19 protein-coding genes are annotated in these 17,665 nt (G+C 55.2%); 11 read left to right on the top strand and 8 right to left on the bottom strand.

All coding sequences use genetic code 11. The annotated features are described in order from the left end of the window. Positions 1 to 68 precede the first annotated feature (68 nt). The 8 genes from FLT43_RS15385 (at position 69) to FLT43_RS15350 (ending at position 9,345) form a co-directional block, all read left to right on the top strand. Entirely contained in the window at positions 69 to 464 is a 396-nt protein-coding gene (locus FLT43_RS15385) for a NusG domain II-containing protein (RefSeq protein WP_087444459.1), read from the top strand. Next, a complete protein-coding gene (locus FLT43_RS15380; RefSeq protein WP_087444458.1) occupies positions 448 to 2,010 on the top strand; it encodes a Gx transporter family protein in 1,563 nt (520 codons plus the stop codon). The genes FLT43_RS15385 and FLT43_RS15380 overlap by 17 nt, the downstream gene beginning before the upstream one ends. After that, entirely contained in the window at positions 1,983 to 2,882 is a 900-nt protein-coding gene (locus FLT43_RS15375) for an ATP-binding cassette domain-containing protein (RefSeq protein ID WP_087444457.1), read from the top strand. Before FLT43_RS15380 ends, FLT43_RS15375 begins: the two co-directional genes overlap by 28 nt. A 4-nt stretch (positions 2,883 to 2,886) precedes the next feature. Beyond that, positions 2,887 to 3,678 (top strand): energy-coupling factor transporter transmembrane component T family protein, encoded by a 792-nt coding sequence (locus FLT43_RS15370; RefSeq protein ID WP_087444456.1) that lies wholly within the window; start codon positions 2,887 to 2,889, stop codon positions 3,676 to 3,678. 152 nt (positions 3,679 to 3,830) lie between these two features. After that, positions 3,831 to 5,909 carry a peptidase U32 family protein gene (locus FLT43_RS15365; RefSeq protein WP_087444455.1) on the top strand — a complete coding sequence of 693 codons (2,079 nt, stop codon included), beginning with the start codon at positions 3,831 to 3,833 and terminating at the stop codon, positions 5,907 to 5,909. Then, positions 5,906 to 7,246 carry an aspartate aminotransferase family protein gene (locus FLT43_RS15360; protein WP_244194337.1) on the top strand — a complete coding sequence of 447 codons (1,341 nt, stop codon included), beginning with the start codon at positions 5,906 to 5,908 and terminating at the stop codon, positions 7,244 to 7,246. The genes FLT43_RS15365 and FLT43_RS15360 overlap by 4 nt, the downstream gene beginning before the upstream one ends. A 230-nt stretch (positions 7,247 to 7,476) precedes the next feature. Further along, complete coding sequence (locus FLT43_RS15355) at positions 7,477 to 8,349, top strand: UbiA-like polyprenyltransferase (protein ID WP_087444454.1); 873 nt, start codon at positions 7,477 to 7,479, stop codon at positions 8,347 to 8,349. A gap of 156 nt (positions 8,350 to 8,505) precedes the next feature. Next, on the top strand, positions 8,506 to 9,345 hold the full coding sequence (locus FLT43_RS15350) for an arylamine N-acetyltransferase (protein WP_087444453.1): 840 nt from the start codon (positions 8,506 to 8,508) through the stop codon (positions 9,343 to 9,345). On the opposite strand, the gene FLT43_RS15345 is transcribed toward FLT43_RS15350, so the two are convergent. Next, positions 9,339 to 9,722: a DUF5367 family protein gene (locus FLT43_RS15345; protein WP_087444452.1), complete on the bottom strand. Its 384-nt coding sequence runs from the start codon at positions 9,720 to 9,722 to the stop codon at positions 9,339 to 9,341. The two genes, FLT43_RS15350 and FLT43_RS15345, sit on opposite strands and share 7 nt — an antisense overlap. 46 nt (positions 9,723 to 9,768) lie before the next feature. Then, on the bottom strand, positions 9,769 to 9,906 hold the full coding sequence (locus FLT43_RS29355) for a hypothetical protein (RefSeq protein ID WP_164776361.1): 138 nt from the start codon (positions 9,904 to 9,906) through the stop codon (positions 9,769 to 9,771). A 344-nt stretch (positions 9,907 to 10,250) separates the two neighbouring features. Here FLT43_RS29355 and FLT43_RS15340 point away from each other — a divergent pair, with 344 nt between their 5' ends. Then, on the top strand, positions 10,251 to 11,198 hold the full coding sequence (locus FLT43_RS15340) for a hypothetical protein (RefSeq protein ID WP_127510914.1): 948 nt from the start codon (positions 10,251 to 10,253) through the stop codon (positions 11,196 to 11,198). Between the two features lie 49 nt (positions 11,199 to 11,247). Continuing rightward, a complete protein-coding gene (locus FLT43_RS15335) occupies positions 11,248 to 11,805 on the top strand; it encodes a hypothetical protein (protein WP_087444450.1) in 558 nt (185 codons plus the stop codon). 52 nt (positions 11,806 to 11,857) lie between these two features. Here FLT43_RS15335 and FLT43_RS30515 read toward each other — a convergent pair whose 3' ends face one another. Continuing rightward, entirely contained in the window at positions 11,858 to 11,986 is a 129-nt protein-coding gene (locus FLT43_RS30515) for a hypothetical protein (protein WP_255321577.1), read from the bottom strand. 170 nt (positions 11,987 to 12,156) lie between these two features. Between FLT43_RS30515 and FLT43_RS15325 the strand changes: the two genes are divergently transcribed. Then, positions 12,157 to 12,717, top strand: a complete 561-nt coding sequence (locus FLT43_RS15325; protein ID WP_087444449.1) for a hypothetical protein — start codon at positions 12,157 to 12,159, stop codon at positions 12,715 to 12,717. Positions 12,718 to 12,770: 53 nt separating this feature from the next. Here FLT43_RS15325 and FLT43_RS15320 read toward each other — a convergent pair whose 3' ends face one another. From FLT43_RS15320 to FLT43_RS15300, 5 genes are all read right to left on the bottom strand, one after another. Continuing rightward, on the bottom strand, positions 12,771 to 13,298 hold the full coding sequence (locus tag FLT43_RS15320; protein ID WP_244194336.1) for an ADP-heptose synthase: 528 nt from the start codon (positions 13,296 to 13,298) through the stop codon (positions 12,771 to 12,773). Positions 13,299 to 13,472: 174 nt separating this feature from the next. Beyond that, a complete protein-coding gene (locus FLT43_RS15315) occupies positions 13,473 to 14,471 on the bottom strand; it encodes a polyprenyl synthetase family protein (RefSeq protein WP_087444448.1) in 999 nt (332 codons plus the stop codon). Then, complete coding sequence (locus tag FLT43_RS15310; protein ID WP_087444447.1) at positions 14,458 to 14,907, bottom strand: adenylate kinase and related kinase; 450 nt, start codon at positions 14,905 to 14,907, stop codon at positions 14,458 to 14,460. The genes FLT43_RS15315 and FLT43_RS15310 overlap by 14 nt, the downstream gene beginning before the upstream one ends. Before the next feature lie 99 nt (positions 14,908 to 15,006). After that, positions 15,007 to 16,881: an FAD-dependent oxidoreductase gene (locus FLT43_RS15305; RefSeq protein WP_087444446.1), complete on the bottom strand. Its 1,875-nt coding sequence runs from the start codon at positions 16,879 to 16,881 to the stop codon at positions 15,007 to 15,009. A gap of 179 nt (positions 16,882 to 17,060) precedes the next feature. Beyond that, positions 17,061 to 17,555 (bottom strand): FMN-binding protein, encoded by a 495-nt coding sequence (locus FLT43_RS15300; protein WP_087444445.1) that lies wholly within the window; start codon positions 17,553 to 17,555, stop codon positions 17,061 to 17,063. Between the last annotated feature and the right edge of the window lie 110 nt (positions 17,556 to 17,665).

Raw genomic sequence — 17,665 nt, 5'->3', positions numbered from 1 at the left:
GATGAAGGATGGGAGATGTATAATGGCAAAAGATAAACTATTCAAATTTAATCCAAGGAGTCATTACAATGAAACGTGGAGACCTGATTCTCATCGGAGTCATTGTCATCGCGGCGCTGGCGTTTCTTGTGCCGAAATGGCTGTTCCAACAAGAAAGTGAAAATTTGCACAATTCAAAGGTGTTTGCCAATATTACGGTGGACGGAGAATTGTATCAAAAAGTAGAACTGACGGAAGAAGAGCAGATTATAAAAGTGGAAACAAGTAAAGGAATAAATATATTGAAGGTGCATGACTATGGAATCGAAATGTTCGATGCCGATTGCCCGGATAAAGTATGCCTGTCCTTTGGCTTCGTGACCCGTCCGAACAGCACGATCGTCTGCATTCCTCATCGTGTGCTCGTCGAGCTGGTAAGCGAGGACGGCGCAGGGGAGGATGAGCTTGATGCGGTCGTACAATAGCCCCGCCTTGCGGAAGGGCGAATCGTCTTCGGACGCCTTGAAGAGGGCGGTTATTATCGCGATTTTCAGCGCGGTCGCCGTCGTGCTCGGCTTCCTGGAAGCGATGCTGCCTGTGCAGACGATTTTGCCGATTCCGGGAGCGAAGCTGGGGCTCGCGAACGTGATGATTCTCGCCTGCCTCTACTTCCTGCGCGGGCGCGATGCGTTGATGCTGGTCGTCCTGAAGACGCTGCTCATGACATTGATGCTGGGGACCTTCTCCGCATTCCTGTTCAGCTTCCTCGGATCGCTGTTCAGCTTCATCGTCATGTATGCCATCTTGAAAGTCGGAAAAGATCACGTCAGCCTCATCGGCATCTCCGTGGTGGGCGGCGCGGCGCATAATGCGGGCCAGTTGACGGCCGCGTATATTGTATTTCGCACTGCGAATATATTTTATTACTTGCCGGTGCTGCTTATTACCGGCGTTGTCACCGGCGTCTTCATCGGCATTGCCGTGAAATACATTGTGGCGGCGCTGGCGAAGCTGCCGCTTTTCGACAAGCTGACGCCGCGGATCGACAGCTCGGCGGCGGATGCGAACCGGCAGGCGGCGCTTGATCGGAATCAGGCGCTCGCTTCGGATATCCCGGCGAACGGAATGCCGGGGGCCCCGGAACAGGCGCCGCCTTCGGCGGGTGCTGTCCAGGACAGCGGCCCGGACGGCCACGGGGCGCATAACGCCGTTGTCTTGTCCGGCGTTCGGTACCAGTACCGGACGGACCGCTTGCTCTTCGACGATCTGTCCCTCCGCATTCCGCAGGGGCAGTGGGTGTCCATTGTCGGCCCGAACGGCTCTGGCAAGTCGACGCTGGTGAAGCTGCTGAACGGGCTGCATCTGCCCCAGGCTGGCCGCATCGAGGTGGCCGGCCTGACGCTGTCCGAAGCCAGCCTGGAGGAGATTCGCCGCCGCGTTGGCTTCTTGTTCCAGAATCCGGACAATCAATTTTTCGCGACGACGGTCCGGGACGACATCGCCTTCGGCATGGAGAACCGCTGCCTCCCGCATGCAGAGATGGAGCGCAGGCTGGCGGAGGCGGCACGGCGGTTCAGCGTCGAGCCGCTGCTGGACCGCCACCCCGCGCAGCTGTCTGGCGGACAGAAGCAGCGGGCCGCCATCGCCGGCATGATGGTGCTGGAGCCGGAGGTGCTTATCTTCGATGAGGCGACCTCGATGCTCGACGAGCGCTCCAAGCGGGAGATGACGGCCTATTGGTCCGAGCTTCATGCGACCGGGAAATATACGATCGTATCGATTACGCATGACGCGGAAGAGATTATGGCATCCGATCGCGCGATCGTGCTGAAGGACGGGAAGATTGCGGCAGATGTCACCCCCGAGGCTTTGTTCGCGGATGAGGCGCTGATGCGGGACTGCCGGCTGCAAGCCCCGTTCGTCTGGTCGGTGGCGCAAGCGCTTCGGGAGCGCGGCGTAGCGGTGGCCTCGACGAATGACGAGAGAGAGTTGGTGAACGCTTTATGGCCATCGTGCACGCTGAACGATTAACCTACGATTATATTGCGCAGGGACAGCCGCCAGTCCATGCGCTGCAGGATTTGGATTTTGCCGTCGGTTCCGGCTTCACGGTCGTGCTCGGTTCGACCGGCTCCGGCAAATCGACGCTGCTGCAGCATTTCAACGGCATCCTCCAGCCGACCTCCGGGAAGCTGCAGGTGCTGGAATATACTTTTGAGGGCGGAGCGAAGCAATCCGGCCTGAAGCCGCTGCGCCGCCGGGTCGGCCTCGTCTTCCAATTCCCCGAGCATCAACTGTTCGAGGAGACAGTCGAACGGGACTTGATGTTCGGGCCGATTCAGTTCGGGGCGAAGCCCGAGGCGGCTGCCGAAGCGGCGCGGGAGGCCCTCGCGATGGTGGGCTTGCCGCCATCGGTGCTGGAGGCCAGCCCGTTCGAACTGAGCGGAGGCCAGATTCGCAAGGTCGCGATTGCGACGGTGCTCGCCTCTGATCCGGAGCTGCTCGTGCTGGACGAGCCGACGGCGACGCTGGACCCGATCAGCCGGGCGGAGCTGATCCGGCTGCTGCACGGATTGTGCGCGCAGCAGGGTAAGGCGGTCGTCATGGTGACGCACCGCCTGGATGAAGTGTTCGCGCATGCCGACCGCTTCATCCTGATGAAGGAAGGCCGCATCGTCTTCCAGGGCGGCCGGCAGGAGCTAATGCGCCGGCCCGAGGAACTGGAAGCGGCCGGCATCGAGATTCCCGCCACGCTGCGCCTCGCGGCGCTGGTGGCGGAGAAGACGGGCGCGGCGCTTGACGATCTGCCCGCCGATCCGGCGGGCTGGGCCGACTCGATCGCGGAGCGGCTCGGCAAGGCCGGAAGGGCGGACCGCCCATTAGACAGCAGGGAGGGGGACTAGCCAGATGGAAGCCAAAATGATGCTCGGCCGGTATGTCCCCGCCGATTCCTGGATTCACCGCCTCGATCCGCGGGGGAAGCTGGTGGCGATGGTTCTGTTTCTGATTACGGTCATTATGGCTGACGCGTTCGCAGAACTCGCGGTGCTGAGCGGATTCGCCCTGCTGGTGATGATGAGCTCGCGCATTTCCTTAACCCGTTATTTTCAGGCGTCACGGCCGCTCTGGTTCATCATGGCCTTCATGTTCCTGTTCTATATCTTATTCGACAAGACCGGCAACTCGCTGGTGAATGTGGGTAAGCTCAATATTACGACCGGAGGCGTGACCTACGGGGCGTACGCGGTATGGCGCATGGCGCTGCTCGTCACCTTCACCGCGATTCTGACGTTCACGACGACGCCGGTCGAGCTCAATCTCGGCCTGGAGCGCGTGCTGAAGCCGCTGCGCTTCGTCGGCGGATCGCCGCAGCAGTGGTCGATGATGATCGGCATCTCGCTGCGCTTCATTCCGACGATATTCGAGGAGGCGGACAAAGTGATGAAGGCGCAGGCTTCTCGCGGCGCAGACTTCCACGAGATCTCCTTCGTCCAGAAGGGCAAGATGGTCATGACGCTGATGGTGCCTGTCATCGTCAGCGCGTTCCGGCGGGCTGAGGAGCTGGTCCAGGCGATGGAGGCTCGGGGATATGTGCTGCATGCGCCGCGCACGTCGCTGCGCACGCTCATATGGCGGACGCCGGACATGCTGTTCATCGCGTCGTTCCTCGTCTTGCTGCTCCTCATATCGTGGTGGTGATCGATCGGTTATTGATCACCACCACGTTTATATTTACAGCCTGTTGAGTGAAAAATATCACATAAAATATTTCAAAGCCTGATATATTTAAAATTAGGAAAAATAAAATTGACAGTAAGATAGTATGGAAATGTGGGATAGGAGGAACGGGCATGGCTAGATATTTTCACGGCAAAGAGGTCGAGCTGCTGGCACCGGCAGGCACGTTTGAAATTTTCAAAGAAGTGATCGAGGCGAATTGCGATGCCGTCTATTTCGGGGGGCCGTCGCTGAACATGCGGATGATGCGCAAGGGCTACAATCTGTCCTGCGACGAGATTCGGTTGGCCGCAGAGATGGCGCGTGAACGGGGCAAGCGTATCTATGTTACCGTCAACAATCTGATGAACGGCGAAGACATCGAGGAAGCGAAGCGGTATTTGTCATTTCTGAACGAGGTCGGTCCAGACGGGATTATCTCTCAGGATATGGCTGTTTTTCCGCTGATCAAGGAGATGAACCTGAACCGGCTTCCCGTGCATGCCTCGGTGATGATGAACGTGCATAACGAGGAAATGATCCGTGCGCTGCAGGAGCTTGGCGTGACGCGCATCGTCGCTTCCCGGGAGATGGATCTCCGGACGGCACAGCTGCTGCAGGCGAAGACCGGCATGGAGTTCGAATACTTCGTCCATGGCGATATGTGCACGGTGCACGGCGCCAACTGCTACTACAGTTCTCTGCTGTTCGGCAACAGTGCGAACCGGGGCCGCTGTATGAAGCCGTGCCGCTGGGAGTACCGCGTGAAGAAGGACGGCAACGTGTACCCGACCGAATATCTGCTGGCCGCCAAAGATATGAACCTGTATGAGCATATCCCGGAGCTGATCGAGGCGGGAATCACCTCCTTCAAGATCGAAGGCCGGATGCGCGATGCCGAGTTCCTCCGCTTGCTGGTGAACAGCTACGGGGACGCGATCGACCGCTATATCGCCGATCCAGTCGGATTCGAGCGCTCGCAGGACAGCCGCAAGCTGTTCGAGAACCGGAAGCGGGATTTCTCGACCGCCTATGCGTTCGGCAAGCCGGGACTGGATTATCTGAATACCCGTTATGAGGGAACCGGCAAGTTCTACAGCACGGGCAAAGTATTCAGCACTCCGACCGCCGAACGCGAGATGAAGGAGGAGCGCATCGAGCAAGTGAAGGCTGCCCTAGGGGAGGTGCGTACCCCATCCCGCCGGACGGAACGCCCGCAGCTCTCCGTTCGTGTGAATGATGCCGAACAGGCACAGGCTGCGCTGGAAGCGGGCGCCGATATCGTCTACCTCGCGGGAGACGTGTTCCAGCCGGCCCGGCCATTCACTCGCAGCGATATCGAACGGATTGCAGGCGCCGCTGGCGAGTCGAAGGTGATCCTCGGCCTGCCGCGCATGATGGATGGGCTGCATATGGAGCAGTACAGCCATGCTCTGACGCAGAACCGCAGCGGCCTGGACGGGCTGCTCGTCACGAATCTAGGCGCGATGCGCCGCTTCCGAGAGGCGGGTCTGCCGCTGATCGGGGACGTCAATCTGAACGTGTACAACGCCCGTTCGGCCGAGTTCTATCACGAGCGCTTCGGTCTGGAGCGGGTCACGGCGTCGCTGGAGCTGCCGCTGCATGATCTCGGCTTGCTGCTGGAGCAGAGCCCGGTTCCGGTTGAGGTGATCGTGCACGGGTCTCCGGTCGTTATGTATTTGGAGCTTGATCTGTATGAGAATGCGGAGGTGCTGGAGCCAATCAGCCAGGAGGATAACCGTTACGTCGACAACCGTTATCTCGTCCTGATGACGGACAAAGGAGAGAACCCGGTCTACCGGGATGCCCGCGGCCGCAATCATTTGGCCTTGTGCAAGGAGCTGTGCTACATGCCGTTCCTCGCCGAGCTCCACTCCGCGGGAGTGAACCACTTCCGGATTGAAGGACAGTCCTATACGGCCGAGCAACTCCGTGACATCGTACAGGCCTACCGGACGGCGCTGCAGGGGCTGGAACGGTGCGAAGATATTTATCGCGGCATGCAGCCGATCTATGCCGGCTATACGCTGGGCGCGCTGCAATTCGACCGCCCGATGGGCGAGCCGAAGGGGCCGGCTGAAGGGAAGACGGAAGCGGAGTCTGGCGCAGAATCGAACACAGCAATGGAATCGAAGGCAGTGGGGGATCAGAAGCAAGCAACCGGGATGAAGGAAGGAGCGGGTACGCGATGACAAGCATCGGGAACGAGCGGAAGGAAGTTAACCCGGCAAGCGGCGCGGAGGGGAGCGCCGCTTTTATCGGGCCGGAGGGCGTGCTGGCGAAGCGCCGGGCTTATTTCTACCCGTGCACGCAGCATTTCTACCGCCAGCCGCCGCAGATTGTACGCGGCTCCATGCAATACTTGTACGACCATGAAGGCCGCCGGTATACGGACTTCTTCGCCGGCGTGTCTGTCGTTGCTTGCGGCCACTGCAACCCCCGCATCGCAGAGGCTTCGGTGAAGCAGCTGCAGACGCTGCAGCATACCACGACGATTTATTTGACGCAGCCGATGGCCGACCTGGCCGAGCGGCTGGCGAACGGCATCCTGCCGGGCCGGCTGTCTCGGACGTTCTTCTGCAACAGCGGCTCGGAGGCCAATGAGGGCGCGCTGCTGCTCGCCCGGCTGCATACGAAGCGCCGCGATTTCCTGGCGCTGGAGTACGGGCTGCACGGCCGGACCTGGCTGACGATGGGCGTGACCGGACTGCCGATGTGGCGGGCCGACGACCATCTCGATGAAGGCGGCGTGACGTTCATTCCGCGGCCGTACGAGGCCGGTCTAGATGCGGAGACGGCGATGCGGCGCTCCCTGGAGGCGCTGAAGCAGGCGCTCGAGGCGGCTCCTGAGCGGTATGCGGCGATGATTGTCGAGCCGATCCAGGGCAATGGCGGCATGATCGTGCCGCCGGAAGGCTACTTCCGCGAAGTGAAGGCGCTGCTTGAAGCCTATGGCGTGCTGCTCATCGCGGATGAGATTCAGACCGGCTTCGGCCGCACCGGCAGCATGTTCGCGCTCGACTATGACGGCGTCGCTCCGGATATCATCTCGATGGCCAAGGCGCTTGGGAACGGGGTGCCGATCGGCGCCTTCGCGACGACTGACGAGATTGCGGCGAGCTTCAACCGGCCGTCCGCCTCGACCTTCGGAGGCAATCCGGTCTCGTCCGCGACGGCGTTGGCCGTATTGGATTACATCGAGGAAGAACGCCTCGTCGAGCGGGCGTCCCGGTTGGGCGAACGGCTGAAGCAAGGATTGGAAGATCTGCAGCGGAAGCATGGGGCCATCGCGGACGTGCGCGGCCGCGGCCTGATGCTCGGCGCGGAGCTGCAGGGCGCGGCGGGAACGGACAGCGCCGCGCTGACCGACGCCGTGCTGGAAGCGATGAAGGAGCGCGGCTTCATCATCGGGAAGAACGGCATCGGCCGCAACGTCTTGGCGTTCCAGCCGCCACTTGTCATTGAAGCGGGCGATATCGATGCGATGCTGGCAGCGCTGGATGATGTCCTGGGCGGCATCGAAGCGTAGACTCAGGCATTGCATCGGCCGCATTGACCTGTGCCAGGCGCCGTGTGCATAGAGGCATGGAGGTTGCCAGGACGGAGAGTATGTATAAGTTTTGTCGGGGCGACAATATATGCATAGGCATGTTCCAGCACGGAGCCGCAGCCTGCACCGGTTCATCCGTGCGGGCTGCCATGGCTTCGGGAATTGGCCTGGCACCGAAGTTAGGATGATTGATATTGGGGGAGTCAGAAATGATCTGGATTCAGAAGCTGTACCGCAAGACACGGCTGTTCGGCGAGCTTGTCATGTTCTCGCATACGCTGTTCTCGCTGCCGTTCGCGCTTATCTCCATGGTATGGGCCGCCGGCGGTCTGCCGTCCGCGCATGTTGTGCTGTGGTCGCTCATCGCGCTGGTAGGGGCGCGGAACGGCGCGAACGCCTTCAATCGGCTGGCCGACCGGGAATACGACGAGGCGAACCCGCGGACGGCCCACCGCCATCTCCCGCAGCGGCTGCTTCAGGAGCGGGAAGTGACGGCGTTCATCCTGCTGAACTTCGCCGTCTTCATCTTCGCGGCAGGCATGCTGAATCCGCTCTGCCTCTGGCTGTCGCCGATCGCGATCGCGCTCATCTGCTCGTATTCGTATACGAAGCGGTTCACATGGCTCTGCCATCTGTATCTCGGCTTCACGATTGCGTCCGCACCGGTGGGCGCCTGGTTCGCCGTCACGGGCAAGCTGGCCTTGACGCCGTTCCTGCTCGGCCTGGTGGTGATGCTCTGGATTGCGGGCTTCGATATTATTTATGCGACGCAGGATATCGAGTTCGACCGGAAGACGGGACTGTGGTCCGTGCCGAGTCTGTTCGGCTATGAGGATGCGCTGTTCATCGCCCGCTCGCTCCATACGATCATGCTGGCGGTGCTGTTCGCCCTCTTCTTCATCCGGGGGCTGGGCTGGCTCTACTTGACGGGCATCGCGATCTCCGCCGTGCTGCTGGCGGTCGAGCACCGCATCGTCCGGCCGAGCAACCGGAAGCGGATGAACGTGGCCTCCTACAACTTGAATCAGGTCATCAGCATGCTGATCCTGTTTTGTACGATGGCTGACTTCTTTCTGCTCTGATATATTGGCATTTAAAAACCAACACCCGAGAAGGGTGTTTTTCTTTTGTGCTGAGCTCAAGGCCTGCTGTCGCGAATACTACTAATTTGAAGTTTCTGGATATCTTCTCTATAATGAAGCCAATTCCAAATCATAGGCGAAGGGAGACAGGATGATATGGCGGCTTGGGTAGAAAATTATCTTTCGATTCTCGGATTAAGGAGGGAGCCCCCTTCGTATGATTACTTGGCAAAAATATGCCGCTCTCATTTATCCGCGTTGCCGTTTGAGAATATAAGCAAATTACTCTATTTTCGGGATCAGCACAAAAATGGCTTTATCATTCCTCCGGTTGAAACGTGGGTTCAACACCATTTCGATTCCCATTTCGGAGGTACATGTTATACGTTAAACTATCATCTGCGTGAATTATTAATGCAGTTAAACTTTGCAAGCGATTATGTCATGCTGGGCGACGAACATATGGGCATCCTTGTCGAGCTCCCCGGAGAACGAGTTTATGTGGACTGCGGGGCTGCCGCCCCTATTTTTCAACCTGTCAGGTTCGAGAGCAACCCCCTGAATGTCTCCCAATTCGGTGATGATCAAGTTTATATCCAACCCGTCCATCCGGACACAGGCCGCTATAAATATGTCAGGTATACGCAAGGGAAGCAAAATGGGAAAGAGTGGCATTTTAATAGCAACCAAAAACGCGAGTTCGAAGATTTCCATGAAATTATCTTAAAATCTACGATGGCGGGCACGACATTCATGACCCTTCTCAGATGCCAGCTATGGCAGTTGAATCAGGGCAGAAGCGTCTCCTTAGTCAATAATCAATTCGGCATTCGTCATTCCGATGGCAGGACGGACAAGTACACCTTGCATTCTGTTGCCGAGATCGAAGAGGTCATCGCTAACGAATTCGCTTTGCCCAAGCTCCCCGTAGGAGAGGCTATAGACGTGCTAGCTGAGCTTGGCATCGATATTTTTAGCTCGAAAAAAATCTATTGACTTCTCTGACGCCGCCGGATACCCGCCCAGCCGCTTAACAGAATGAGTCCGTAAGCCCACATGAGCCAGCCGGCGAAGGCGGGGGCATAGGTAAGGGGCATCGAAGGAAAGAGCGACGAATACCAATTGAGACTGATAATATCGAGCAGCATCCCCGGCACCGCAATGGCCGCGGCTACGGCAGGAAGATTCAATCCGGCAGCATGCTTGCTGCGGTACAGCGGGAGCGTGATGGCCGTGACAATCGGTATCGTGAGTAAGTAGAACAGTATCATCCACCCCGGATTTGCCGGTTGAATCAGCCAGCCGCCGAACCAGCGGAACGAGGCGGTAGCCCCGATCCAGACTAGGCATCCCCATAAGATATACAAGCGCATAGCTCGATCCTCCTTAATGCAATGAAATGCTGCTGAACTCGAATTATCAGGGCCTATCCTTATCCAGCATGGCCCGTATCCATACCTCCGCATCGCGATAGACTTCATCGACCGGGTAATCGGGGTCCAGCAGTGCCTGCAGCGCGATTCCGCCGATGAGCGCGTTCAGAAGCGGACCCTGCATCGCAGGCTTATGCAGACATGCGAAGAGGCGGCGGTGGTACGGGGAATCGAAGCCGCAGCGGCTGCCAATGCGTCGGCCGAGTCATGCGATGCCGATTCGGCTTGTATACCGGCCCAAGATAATTCGCCCCAATTCCGGAGTACTTCCATCAGCAACTCGCTCCTTCGTCCGGAAATGATGAAACACCGTGTCCTGCGTCGCGTCCGCTTTCTCCCCGACGGCGCGTGATGACTGTTTAGAAACAGTTTGTAGTATCGCCATTTATGGAAATAGCAAAATGTTAACCATGTTAACCAAATATTGGTAACAAAGTCCTATATATATTACCTAGGTAATTCAATATAATGTTATTGAAAATATTTGTATTAGGAGGTAGGAAATTAAGAAAAATCATTATGGTTTTCTTAGTTGCCATGCTATGTGTCTCCAGCACTGTCTTTGCACAAGGTAACATTACTGAAGATGGTTCACGAGTAAACAAAGGGAAGCTTTCAAAAGAAGAAGAATTAATAGTTGAGAAGAGAAGTGAAGAGGTTGGAAGGCATTTCTTGGCGGTTGCAAAGGCGAAAGCAAAACTGGATGAAATGTCAGAGCACTTTACAATGCAATCGAAACAAGTTTTATCTGCACAAGCGGAACTTGAAGAGCTGGAGAAGGGCTATCAAAAATTGGGTCTTATCAAGGTTAGTCAAGAGGAGGAGCAATCCGTTACTCCTTTATCTACAAAAGGAGATTATGCACTGGATAAGCTTACAATCTATTATGATTCCAAAGTGGGATTGCATGTTATTGAAATGGCAGGAATGTGGAAAAACACCAACTTCTACAATGATGTACAGTGTCCGCTTTCCTGCCGCGGAACGATAGATGTTGGAGGGAAAGACGGAATAGGATTATTCTCATTGCATCGCGATATAAATGTTATCTCTCCAAAGTTTTACACAATAACGCACGGTACCCTGGCTGAAACGGATTGGTCATATAGAGCAGATAAGGAAATAGAAAGGAGAGGTGCAGCATATTCTTTCCAAGATACTGTCCAAGTTGAAAGAGTCAATCCTCCAAAGTTTGGGCAATATAACGGATATAGACATTTGATCTGGTACCATTTTAATTTTACGGATGGTTATCCGCGACCTGGAACAACAATTTCGTTTAAAGTGACTGTAGCACACACATGGGGCAGAGCATATGTTAACAGTATAAGTGCTGGACCATTCTCAATAGGTATTGGCATTGCAAATGAATCCGATAGTTGGAAGTTTGACGAACCTACTTACATGAGTTTTTAAAGAGGAGGAAACTCCTCTTTTTTCTGCTTACTAAAGAAAGGTGGTCCAAATGAACAAGCGAAAAAGAGCCCTGATCGCGGTTTTTTTAATTTTTGCTGTTATTCTCACCGTCGTTATCACCAAGATAATAAACCGCGATCCGATAGCGCCGTTTCAGTCGAGTGCTGGTTCCATGCACCAGCTAGACCGGGACTCCCGCGTGACGTATACGATCAACTCGTATCATGTCGATTTTTTCACGGATAGCAACGGGAAAACGCTTGTGTTCTATTCGGATGCCAACCATGATATTATTAAATATCTATATTTTCCGAAATGGACACCAGAGGATGCGAGAGTACATTGGCACCTTAGCGCACTTCAAGACAGCGTCATATTTACCTCTGTCCTGCTGGACGAGGCGATTGACCGCATTACCGTGAAGTCAGAGGACGGGCGGGAGATGAGCAAGGAACTGCACCCGATTCCGTACAATAACTACCGCTTCGTGATTGCAGTTGACAATCGAATCCAGCAATCCCCTGTCGATATTACAGGATACTCCAAGGAGAATAAGGTCGTGTACAAGAACGTAAATCAAAAATACAACAAAAGTTTGTTCAAGTAAGGTCGGGTGTATACAAAAAACTGGAAATTCTGACATGAGGGACGGGCTGGAGTTAGCGGGCGCCGAAGTCGTCAGGGAAGTCTTCCTGTTCGACGACATATTTGAAATCATCGATGTTGCAGATCGGAATCGACACTTCATTGGCGATGAGCCGGCTGATAAATTCGAACTGATCTGTCAACAACGGAGCCTGCTCGCGCATTAATGTGGTACTATAAGCGTTGGGCCTTGGTCTGTAGGTATTAGCTTTAGTAAAGATCATAATTATTGGTTACGTGAGAAAAGTACTTACATGAGTTTTTAAAGAGGAGGAAACTCCTCTTTTTTCCTCTGGGAAGAAAGGTGGTCGTGATGAACAAGAGAAGAATCATCCTGTTCACCGCTTGCATTATTCTCGTGGCTATCCTCATCGTCGCAGCCATCATGCTGATGAAGCGAGATCCGATAGCGCCGTACCAATCGTATGTCGGCTCCAAGTATCAGCTCAATCGGGATTCCCTCGTAACGTATGACATCAACTCACATCATGTCACGTTTATCACGGATAATCATTATTATACGCATATTTTCTATTCCGAACCAGGGGATTCCATTATTAATCATCTTTATATTCCGAGAGGGACGCCAGAGAGAAAACGAGTGTATTGGCATACGAGTTCAAAGAATGGGAGCGTTATGTTTACCTCCATCCTGTATGACAAGGCGCTGGACCATATTACCGTGAAAGCGGTGGATGGACAAGAAATGCGGGAGGAGCTCAAACCTATTCGTTACAACGATACTCGCTTCGTGATTGCAGTTAGCGATCGGATTGAAAGAAACCCTGTCGATATTACGGGGTACTCCAAGCAGAATGAGGTGGTATACCGCAATATCAAGGAGGAATACAACAAAGAGCTATTCAAGCGTTAACGCCCTTCCCATGCAAAAACCCGCCTCTTGCTAGCTTAAGGGGCGGGCTGGTGCTAATGGATGCCGGTGTCGTCAGGGAAGTCTTCCTGTTCGACGGCATATTCGAAATCATCGATGTCATAGATCGGAATGGGAACTTCATTCGCGATGAGCCGGCTGACAAATTCGAACTGATCCGTCAACAAAGGAGCCTGCTCGCGCATGGAGGTCAGAATGAGCTCGGTCTCCACCGGATCGAACAGTTCTCCGTAGCGCGCGTTGTCCATCGCGTTGATGATGACGCAAGAGACGTTGTCGCGTAAGAGAAGGGGAGGGCTGGTCCGCCAAGGGGCGGTTAAGGCCCGTTCGATCTTCTTTTTGTTCAATTCGCTCTCGAAATAGGTGATCAGCTGTTCGATCTGCTGCTTGGCCAATACGTCTTCTTCGGGGTCGGGCATTACCTGCTCGCCCTCCTGACGCATCTCGTACAATTCCATGATCGTCGTATAAGGGATTACATATTCAACGGGCCGCCGGGGCTCGAATAAATGGCCGTATACCGCTAGCATAACGGCTTCTAATACAAATCGCCGAGGTTTCACTGTCGATCCTCCTTCATCTAAGATGCAGATTGCGATTGGCAGACAGGCTGCGCGCAATAACATAATAATACCACCTTGCCCCAATGGACAAAAGAGTAAACAGTTGAATTATTCGGGAAACCAACAAAGCCGAACCTCCTGTAACCAAGAGATTCGGCTTCTGCCGGGTATGTGTCAATATGTCCGCGCCTCGAAATAGGACCACAGCGTGCGCAGGTCGGCATGCGCCGGGAATGCGGACAGCTGCTCCGTCACGTCCCAGGCCTGCTTCATGAATCGATGGCTCACCGCCAGCGCTTCCTCCAGGCCGCCGCTCTGCCGGACGAGCTCGATTGCCTCGTCCAGCGCCGCTTCGGAGGCGTCCGGGCGCAGCAGCTGGCGCAGCTTGCTTGCTGTGGCCTCGTCCTTCATCGCCATCATGACGGGCAGGGTGACATGACCGTTCCGCAGGTCAGTGCCTGCCGGCTTGCCCAGCTCCTCGGCGGTCGCCGTGAAGTCCATGATGTCGTCCCGAATCTGGAAGGCCATGCCGAGCAGCTCGCCGAACCGGTATAGGCTCTCCACGACATCCGGGCCGGCGTCGGCGGCCTTGGCGCCCAGCTCCAGGCAGGTGGCCATCAGCAGGGCGGTCTTGTTCCGGGTCTTCTCCCAATAGGCCTCGAGCGGGATATCGAGATTGAAGCGCTGCTCCATCTGCTGGTATTCTCCGAGACAGAGCTGGGTCGTCGTGACCGAGGCCAGCTCGTGAATATATTTCTCTGCCTCCTGCCCGTTAGCGGCGGCGAGCTCCATGACGCGGCACATAATATAATTCCCGATATGGACCGCGGAATAGATGCCGGTCTTGTGATGCAGGGCAGGCTGTCCGCGCCGCGTCTCCGCCTGATCCAGAATATCATCGTGAACGAGAGAGGCGGCGTGAACCATTTCGATCATCGCGGCCAATTGATAGACGCTGTCCGCCTCCGGACGGGAGCCGAACCGGCTGCCGACGATCGTCATGATCGGCCGCAGACGCTTGCCTCCAGCGCGGATGAGATCCATGACGCTGAGCGCGACAATGGATCGGGAGGATACATCCGGGTCATGCAGCACAATGCGTTCCAGGTCGCGGTTGATGCGGGCGAGCGGGATATGCAGGCGTTCATGCAGCGTGCCGTCAAATGACTTCATACGCGACCTGCTTGTAACGCTTCATCAGGAACCGGGACATCTGCCGGTGCAGCTCCGATTCCGTTCCTTTTCCCTCTGCCCGCCGTATCTGAATCCGCTTGTTGACTGTAGCCATATCGGCTATCAGCTCGGTTAACCCGTGACGCGCGGCGAACTGGTAGTACAGACTGAGCAAGAAGTCGCCGTCCAGCACCGCCTTTCCCGCCAGACGCTCATCTTGGGGTACATGGTGATGCGTTCGCATCGCTTGACGCAGCAGCCAGTAGCAGCCTAACAGGACGCGCCGTTCCTGCGCCTTCATATCGTAAGCGTCCAGCGTCCGGGCCATATCGGACAGGTAGCGCTCGTCCGAGCCTGCCGTTATGTGGATGCCAGCCAGCGGCGGAAGCTCTTGCTCAAGCATCTGCATCGTATCCTTCATAAGTTGCCGGTTCATGGGAACCCCCCGCTTCCCTGTAGAAATAAGCAAAGTAATGTGACACAGGGACACATTACTTTGCCGTTGTCAATGAATGTTATATTGCCCGGGTCCCGATTAATCGGTATACAGGTACCAGCGGCGCACGATCGGAATCTTCTTCCAGATTCGCTTCAGGCGAGGGTACAGGTAGTAATCCAAGCCGAAGGTGCTGCCGGAACCGCCAATCAGCGCGATGCCGCCGAAGAAGTACCAGAACATCTCGTAAGGAGCCATTCCGGACGTGTAGATCATGACGCTCATCGCGCATGTTGCGATCGCGGAGATCGCCGTGAACAAGCCCAGAATCAGCATAATGCCGAAGATAACCTCAGCCGCTACCATGCAGCCTTGGAAAAGATAAGCCATCGTCGTGTAGCCGCCGTCACTCGTATAGAACATCAGATCCATCGACCAATCGACGATGCTTTTGAGGAAATCCGGCACCGGAATGGCCTTGATAGCCGTACTTGCTCCCTCTACGGCCGATGCGGCCGTCTGGGCGTCTACGGTCGAATGGACTGCATCGACCGCTTCCGTAGCCGCCGTGACGCCATCCATTGCTTTTGGCGGAATCAAGAACATTTGGGAAGGATCCTTCAGCAGCTTCGCCGCCTTTTCCCAACCTTGCATTAACCACATGACACCGATATAGATGCGAAGCGGCACGAGCCAGAAGTTCGGCGAACGCTTGGAGAAGTGGCCGCCAACGAGGCTTCTGCGGTTCTCGATATGGAAGACCTCGTGCATGAGATAAGTCCAGATCTTGTTAAAGCCGAGTACTTGCAAGAAGTACACGATATTGATCATATGCTTGAAGAACATGGCCAGGAAGCCGGAGAAATGGAACAGCTTCTTCGGCGTTCCGACGGCGGCAACCCCATAGCGTCCGCCAATGGAGACCATTGTGCCGTGGAAGGCAGGCTTATACGATTTTTGCGTGCCGCCCTTGATGTCGCATACGAGATTGTGGGCGATGAGGCCGGCGGAGTGCTCGGCGTTCTCGACCATTTGCGGAACTGGCCGCTCTTCGCCTTCCGGAATATAGAAGATGTTGTCGCCGACAACATACACATTGTCATAATCAACGGACTGCAGCTTGTCATTGGTCAAAATGCGCTTGCGGCCCTGCTGCTGCACGTCGAGATTGCCAACCAGATCGGAGCCTTCGACCCCGGCCGTCCAGATGACCGTGCTCGATTTAATCTCGTTGTCCTCGCCAAGAATAACCGAGTTCGGGGTCACGCCGGAGATTTTCGTTCCGGTAATGATCTCGACCTTCATCTTGCGGAGATACTTATCCGCTTTGTCGATAAGATTCTGCGGCAGAATCGGCAAAATCTTCGGTGCCATATCGGCCACGACGAGACGAACTTCGGATTCATCGACATAGAATTCCTTGCACAGCTGCTCGCGGTATTCCGCCAGTTCCCCGATCATTTCCACGCCGGTGAAGCCGGCGCCGACGACGACGAAGGTCAGCATTTGCTTGCGCTTGTCCGGATCGCTTAACTTCGTAGCGTCCATGAACATTTGGCGGATCTGCTGCTTCAGCTTCACCGCATCCTCGAACGACCACAGCGAGAAGGAATGCTCTTCTGCGCCCGGAATGCCGAAGAATGACGGCTTACAACCGGTACCGATAACAAGATGGTCGTACTTATACGTGTCACGTTTTCCCTGAAGCTTGTTGCTCTTGAAATCAATGTTCGTGATTTCGTCGAGGACGATCTCCACCTTGAGGCCTGCGAAAATTTTCTTCAGGTCCATCTTGATGGCATCTTCGTCAACCCGTCCTGCAGCGACCTCGTGCAGCTCGGTCATCATCGTATGGAACGGCTTGCGGTCAATCAGCCTAATTCGGATATCTTGATCCTTCTTGAAGCGTTTGGCCAGCTTCTTCGCCGTCAGGACGCCGCCGTAGCCTGCGCCCAACACAACGATCTCTTTCATGGTTTCACCCCTGCGTAACGATGTAGTATGAATTGCGTTGGTTCAAAATTAAACCATATCATGAAGGGAGCCCCGACAGCAGGAGAGCAAGGATGAAGGCCATCAGCGTCATCTGTGCCCGTAGGCCACCGTACTCTCTTACTGCGGAGCTCTATATTCAATCCTGAATCGAAGCTAGATTACTTAGCCGAAGCGAGAGCTTCCTCAGCCAGCTTCACGAAGCCGTTGACATGGATGGATACGCCGGAGATTGCATCCTGGGTGCCATCGTCTTTCACTGCGATAGCGGCAGGATCTTGCTTCGCAATCAGCTCATCCTCCATCTTCTTCGCTTGCTCGTTCCATTCCAGTTCGGAACCGGCTTTCTTCATGCCGTACTCTTCGCCCAGTTCTTTTTTCGTTTTTCCGCCTTCTTTGTTCACGGCGTCCCAGTTCACTTCTGCAATTTTACCGTCTTTAACAGTGATATCCAATGTATCTTTCCAACCGGATTTCTCATCGAAGTCGCCAGCTTCGGCATGGTATGTGCCATCCTTAAATTGGCCTTGCTCTGCCCCCGGAGCCGTTGTCTCCGTCTCGGTTGGCGGTGCCGTTTCCTCTTTCTTATCTCCACAGCCTGCCAGCATACCTACTACCAAGACAGCAGACAAAAGCAATGCAAGTTTCTTTTTCATAACCCGTCCCCACCTTTTCATTCTTTTCATTGTTCAAAAATACTTTGTGAAAAATTTAACTAACCGTTTTACACCATGATTGTAACATCAAGACCAAATATTAGATGTGA

The organism is Paenibacillus thiaminolyticus (genome assembly GCF_007066085.1).
Classification (GTDB): domain Bacteria; phylum Bacillota; class Bacilli; order Paenibacillales; family Paenibacillaceae; genus Paenibacillus_B; species Paenibacillus_B thiaminolyticus.
Note: the sequence above shows the minus strand (reverse complement) of the source record. Positions and strands in the feature narration are given on the sequence as shown.